General features: G+C 49.9%; 2 protein-coding genes, 11 tRNA genes and 1 rRNA gene. All 14 read right to left on the reverse strand.

The genetic code is table 11. The annotated features are described in order from the left end of the window. Nucleotides 1–342: 342 nt before the first annotated feature. Nucleotides 343–3153, reverse strand: a complete 2811-nt coding sequence (gene ppc, locus AC0YNU_RS30340; RefSeq protein ID WP_475763336.1) for a phosphoenolpyruvate carboxylase — start codon at nucleotides 3151–3153, stop codon at nucleotides 343–345. A 317-nt stretch (nucleotides 3154–3470) separates the two neighbouring features. Then, nucleotides 3471–3544: transfer RNA gene (locus tag AC0YNU_RS30345), tRNA-Gly, on the reverse strand. 8 nt (nucleotides 3545–3552) lie between these two features. Further along, nucleotides 3553–3629, reverse strand: a tRNA-Pro gene (locus tag AC0YNU_RS30350). A 29-nt stretch (nucleotides 3630–3658) separates the two neighbouring features. After that, nucleotides 3659–3735, reverse strand: a tRNA-Arg gene (locus tag AC0YNU_RS30355). A 5-nt stretch (nucleotides 3736–3740) separates the two neighbouring features. Continuing rightward, nucleotides 3741–3815, reverse strand: a tRNA-Gly gene (locus tag AC0YNU_RS30360). A 156-nt stretch (nucleotides 3816–3971) separates the two neighbouring features. Beyond that, nucleotides 3972–4808, reverse strand: a complete 837-nt coding sequence (locus tag AC0YNU_RS30365) for an ABC transporter ATP-binding protein (protein ID WP_475763338.1) — start codon at nucleotides 4806–4808, stop codon at nucleotides 3972–3974. Between the two features lie 348 nt (nucleotides 4809–5156). Beyond that, a tRNA-Leu gene (locus AC0YNU_RS30370) sits at nucleotides 5157–5236 on the reverse strand. A 32-nt stretch (nucleotides 5237–5268) separates the two neighbouring features. Next, nucleotides 5269–5344 (reverse strand) — tRNA-Lys (locus tag AC0YNU_RS30375). 5 nt (nucleotides 5345–5349) lie between these two features. Further along, nucleotides 5350–5425 (reverse strand) — tRNA-Gln (locus tag AC0YNU_RS30380). Between the two features lie 10 nt (nucleotides 5426–5435). Further along, a tRNA-Val gene (locus tag AC0YNU_RS30385) sits at nucleotides 5436–5511 on the reverse strand. A 13-nt stretch (nucleotides 5512–5524) separates the two neighbouring features. Beyond that, a tRNA-Glu gene (locus tag AC0YNU_RS30390) sits at nucleotides 5525–5599 on the reverse strand. 16 nt (nucleotides 5600–5615) lie between these two features. Beyond that, nucleotides 5616–5691 (reverse strand) — tRNA-Thr (locus tag AC0YNU_RS30395). 5 nt (nucleotides 5692–5696) lie between these two features. Beyond that, nucleotides 5697–5772: transfer RNA gene (locus AC0YNU_RS30400), tRNA-Asn, on the reverse strand. Nucleotides 5773–5891: 119 nt separating this feature from the next. Further along, nucleotides 5892–6000: ribosomal RNA gene (locus AC0YNU_RS30405) — 23S ribosomal RNA — on the reverse strand; the annotation flags it as partial.

The raw sequence follows: 6000 nt of genomic DNA on the forward strand, positions 1-6000 counted from the left end.
GCGCAGCAGAAACGACTATCCACAGGTTTATCCACATATTCCCCACAACTACGCGAAAAACTGTGGATATCTGGTTGGCTGCAAACAAAAACCGGCTTCGGATTGGATATTATCCATCCCGAAGCCGGTTTAATTTTAATCGTTATTCACAACATGCTGCGAACCTCCCGGTTTCGCAAACCAATCGTCCCTTTTCGAACGAATGCTGCGCGGCTTAGCACCCGCGCAAACCAATCAGCCCTTTTCGGACGAATGCTGCGAACCCTCTCGGCTTTCGCAAACCAATCAGCTTATCGGACGAATGCTGCGCGGTCTGGCGCCCGCGCAAACCAATCGTCCAGATCAACCCGTGTTTCTAAGCCCCGCCGCAATTCCGTTGATCGTCAGAAGCACTTCACGAAGCAGCTCCAGATCGTCCTCTACGCCTTTGGCGCGGCTTTCACGCAGTTCTTTCAACAACTGAACTTGCATGTAGCTCAGCGGATCCACATACGGGTTACGCAGGCGAATCGATTCCTGGATTACCGGTACGTTATCCAAAATCTCTTCCTGCCCCGTAATCTTCAAGATGAACGAGGATGTACGTGCATACTCCTCTTCGATCTGAGTGAAGATGCGATCGCGGATCGATTGATCCTCAATCATGCCCGCATACTCCTTGGCGATCAGAAGATCTGCTTTGGCAAGCGCCATTTGCAGATTATCGATTAACGTCGTAAAGAACGGGAACTTCTCATACATAACGCGCAGTGTGTCCAAACGTTTTGCATCATCTTGAACGTAACCCTGCAGTGCCGTGCCCGCTGCATACCATGCCGGCAGCAAGTATCTGCTTTGCGTCCACGCGAATACCCATGGGATCGCGCGCAGATCTTCGAAGCGGTCGCTGCCTTTGCGCTTAGCCGGACGGGAACCGATGTTCAGCTCGCCGACTTCAGGCAGCGGCGTCGATTCCTTGAAGAAGGTCATAAAGTCTGGATCGCGGAAAATCAAATCTTGGTATTTCGTCAGCGCCGTCTCCGAGATACCGCGAGCAATCTCTTCCCACTCCGCCGTAGCGGCTTCTTCTTGCTCCGGGTACTTCGCCAAACGCGAAGCTGTCACAAGCGCCCAAGTCGCCTGCTCCAAGCTGCGGTACGCAATGCCCTTCAAGGAATAACGCGAAGACAAAACTTCGCCTTGCTCCGTAATCTTAATGCCTCCGCCTACTGTATGCGGCGGTTGTGCCAAAATACTGCGGTTAAGCGGCATGCCTCCGCGGCCAAGCGCGCCTCCACGGCCATGGAAGAATTTCAGCTTCACGCCGAACTTCTTCGCTGTGCTCGTGATCGCGTTCAGTGCGACGCGCAGCTCCCAGTTCGCCGTAACGACGCCGCCGTCCTTGTTGGAATCGGAGTAGCCGAGCATGATCTCGTGCAGATTGCCGCGAGCCTCGACGGCTTGCCGGTAAATCGGCAGGACAAACAGCTTTTCCATAATGCCCGGTGCCTCATGAAGGTCGTCGATCGTTTCGAACAACGGTACGGCTTGCAGCGTGCAAGTGATGTTGCCGTTTGCTTCTTTGCGGAACAAGCCGACTTCTTTGGCGAATACCATAACCTCCAGCATATCGCTTGCTCCCTGCGTCATGCTAATCAGGTAGCTGGAGATGCAATTAGCGCCAAACTCGGCTTGCGCGCGGTAGATCGTATGGTAGACGTCCAAGCATTCGCGCGTGCCTTCGGTATAAGCAAAATGCGGCGAAGTGAGCGGACGCGGATCGTTCAGCACTTTATGCAGCAATTCAATCTTCTCATCCTCAGACAGAGAAGCGTAATCTTCCACGATATTCATGTTGGCCAAAATTTCCGTCATCGCGTTCTCGTGCTCTTTGCTATGCTGACGAACGTCGAGCGCAGCTAGGTGGAATCCGAACAGCTCCACTTGACGAATCAGCTTGCGAATCAGCGTATCTGCTACATAATCGGCAAAATGATGACGCAGGCTGCGGTCAATAACGAGCAAATCCTCTTTCAGCTCTTCCGCGCTGTTATAACGCTTCGCGGAACCTTTCATGGATTCGTCCAGCGCATTAGCCAGCTTCTCCAACATATAACCGAGTTTGATACGGTACGGTTCCTTCTCATTGCGCCAAATATCGACGCCGCGGAGCTCAATCTGCTCGCGGTCCTTCTTGATGGACACGATCAGTTCCTCCGACACATCGATGATGTTCGTGCTGAAGCTCAGCTGCCCCATAACGTCTTTCAAGAGCTCTTCATATTTCTCGAGCGCGAGGCCGCGCTGCAGCTTCAACGTTTCCCATGTGACCTTCGCCGTTACCGAAGGATTACCGTCACGGTCGCCGCCGATCCACGAGCCGAAACGAAGGTAGGTCGGAACATGCCAGTGATCATCGGATGGATAATACTTGTCCAAGCAGCGTTCCAGTTCTTCATATACGTTAGGAAGAACTTCGAACAACGTCTCGTCAAAATAGTACATCCCGTTGCGCACTTCATCGATAACAGTCGGTTTGCGGTCGCGAAGCTCATCGGTTTGCCACAATGTAAGCACTACGTTCAGAAGTCTCTCGCGCAGCTTCTCGCGTTCGCGGAACGTGAGCGTGGGATCGTCAAGCTCCATCATGTCAGCAGCAATGCGCTGATGAATATCCAGAACAGCGCGACGTGTAGCCTCCGTAGGATGTGCGGTCATCACAAGCTCCAAAGAAATATCCTCGATGATCGCTTTCACGTTATCGACGGAGATGCCTTGATCTTTCAGTACTTGAATGGCGCTCTCGATGGAACCTGGCTGTACTTCTTCGCCGGAAGAACGCTCGTAATCGCGTTTGCGACGAATCCGGTGGTTCTGCTCGGCGATGTTCACCAGTTGGAAATAAATCGCGAATGCACGAATGACCTGATGACGCGTGGCAGGAGTCAGGGCATCGATAACCTGTTTGAATTCTTCATCCAATTCAGGCAGAAACTCCGCACGCAGCGTTTTGCTCATTTCACGAATCTTCTCAACGGTTTCCAGCAGCTCATGACCGCCTTGATGAACGAGCACGTCCCCCAAAATGTTCCCCAGGAAACGAACATCACGTCGCAGCAAGTTGTTTGCTTGCGGTCGGTTTGTAGTCATTGTTGTACCAGCCTGTTCCGACATTCCTAATCCTCCTTAAGGTTTGCGGTGCGAAACCACATCTTAAGCTTCGTCGATGGTCAGCAGAGCAAACCACTGCAAAAGCATAATCTTCGGTTTTTAATGCCATACGCTACCTTATTTGTATATAATAACGGCCTATCCTCAGTTTTGCCTGCAGCAATCCTCACCATAAGCCAAATTAACCGATATCGGCGATTTTAAACTCTCATCATCATACTACAAATCAAATAACGGTTGAAGCTTTTTCACCGGCATAAGAAAAGGAAATAAAGGTAAAATAAAAAAGCCTTGGAATCCCAAGGCTTGAATGGTTAATATGGAGCGGGTGATGGGAATCGAACCCACGCTATTAGCTTGGAAGGCTAAAGTTCTACCATTGAACTACACCCGCAGAAGATATGGTCGGGACGACACGATTTGAACATGCGACCCCCTGGTCCCAAACCAGGTGCTCTACCAAGCTGAGCTACGTCCCGATATGTATAATCTGCTTAAAAGAAGAAAATGGCGCGCCCTGAGAGATTCGAACTCCCGGCCTTTTGATTCGTAGTCAAACGCTCTATCCAGCTGAGCTAAGGGCGCAATTATGGAGCGGAAGACGGGAATCGAACCCGCGACCCTCGCCTTGGCAAGGCGATGCTCTACCGCTGAGCCACTTCCGCATTTCATTGTCAGTCACTTTTTCTCAAGCGCGACAAGTAATAATATATCATGGGCACAAGCAGAATGCAACCCCTTCATAGAAAAAAATTAAACTTTTTTCGAGAAGCACTCTGCTCATGGTCTTCTGCCCCGTTTTCACACCTATAGCAATGCAATTAGCTTACTTTTACAGGCTCAAGAATCGTTTCTGCGACAAGCTGCGGCTTACTGTCCGCCAGCGCGAACGGGAAGCACAGAGGAACACCGGTGCGCGGATCCGGGATAATATCCGTCTCGATATTGAATACTTCGCGCAGAACATCCTTAGTCATAACGGAATCAGGAGCGCCTACACTGACGACTTTCCCTTTCTTAATGGCAACCATATGCTGCGCATAACGGGAAGCATGATTCAGGTCATGAACGACCATAATAATCGTTCTGCCTGCCGTTGCGTTCAATTGTTGGAGCAGCTCCAATACTTCAAGCTGATGTGCCATGTCCAAGTACGTCGTAGGCTCGTCAAGGAAAAGCAAGTCAGTTTGCTGTGCAAGAGCCATTGCAATCCATGCACGCTGCCGCTGGCCGCCTGAGAGACGATCAATAGGACGGTCCTTGAACTCTACAAGCCCCGTACTCTCTACGGCCCATTGAATGATGGAACGGTCTTCTTTATTCAGAGAGCCGAATCCCCTCTGGTAAGGAAAGCGTCCGTACGAAACAAGCTCCGATACGGTCAAACCATCAGGCGCCGTAGGATTCTGAGGAAGAATCGCCAGCTGCTTCGCAACTTCTTTCGTGGATTGCTTATGAATGGATTTACCGTCCAGCATGACCGTACCGTTCGAAGGGGCCATCAGCCTTGCCAGCGTTTTCAGAATCGTTGATTTACCCGATCCGTTTGCACCTACAAGCGCGGTTATTTTTCCTTTAGGAATCGTTATATTCAAGTCCTCAACGATCAGCCGATCTTCGTAGCCGATATTCAGATTATTCGTATGCATCGCTTGCATCTCATCCACTCCTTAAAGCTAAGCTTCCTCATGCTTTAAATGATAACTGTTCTCATAAAATATCCATCTATAATGATAACCATTCTCAGTAAATGCGTCAAGTAAATTGAACCTTATACACAGAAATATATTTATTCATGTGGAAAAACATTTACATCATCAACTCACTGAATCAATACAACCTTTTTTAATGAAAAAAAACAAAAAAAATGTCTATTCCTGTTCTTTTCACCAGACCTGCTGTGGGTAATTAACACAGTGTTTCCGCGGCTTTCAGTGGCTACAGCCATCGTTATCCACAGAGTTATACACAAACACAAAAAGACCCTTAAAGGGTCTTTCCATGAATGCGCGTAGAGGGACTTGAACCCCCACGGTCGCCCGCCAGATCCTAAGTCTGGTGCGTCTGCCAATTCCGCCATACGCGCATGCTATATAGTTCCATTTTCAATAAAGAAAATGGTGAGCCATGTAGGACTCGAACCTACGACACCCTGATTAAAAGTCAGGTGCTCTACCAACTGAGCTAATGGCTCAAAAATGGCTGGGGATCTAGGATTCGAACCTAGGGAATGACGGAGTCAAAGTCCGTTGCCTTACCGCTTGGCTAATCCCCATTAATTAAAATGGTGGAGGCTGACGGGATCGAACCGCCGACCCTCTGCTTGTAAGGCAGATGCTCTCCCAGCTGAGCTAAGCCTCCGGGATGAGAGAGATGGTGACCCGTAGGGGACTCGAACCCCTGTTACCTCCGTGAAAGGGAGGTGTCTTAACCACTTGACCAACGGGCCTTGTACAAAAAAAATCTGGAGCTCTCAACCGGGATCGAACCGGTGACCTCATCCTTACCATGGATGCACTCTACCTACTGAGCTATGAGAGCAAAAATGGCTCCCCGAACAGGACTCGAACCTGTGACAACTCGATTAACAGTCGAGTGCTCTACCAACTGAGCTATCAGGGAACGGTATGTAAACTCGGGCAACTTCCACCCTGAAAACTGGATACGAACCTTTGCGAAAGGTTTTACTTAGCTGACATTACCGATGCTTCCGAAGTAAAGCTTTCACTCCGTAAAGCCTTTAGGATAAGCCCTCGACCGATTAGTATTCGTCAGCTCCACGCATTGCTGCGCTTCCACCTCGAACCTATCAACCTCGTCGTCTTCAAGGGGTCTTACATACTGGGAAAT

The sequence above is a fragment of the Paenibacillus sp. J31P316 genome (genome assembly GCF_056269105.1).

Bases quoted from the DNA above. Each gene is read 5' to 3' on its own strand.
- ppc (WP_475763336.1), bottom strand. From the start codon at position 3,153: ATGTCGGAACAGGCTGGTACAACAATGACTACAAACCGACCGCAAGCA.
- AC0YNU_RS30365 (WP_475763338.1), bottom strand. From the start codon at position 4,808: ATGCAAGCGATGCATACGAATAATCTGAATATCGGCTACGAAGATCGG.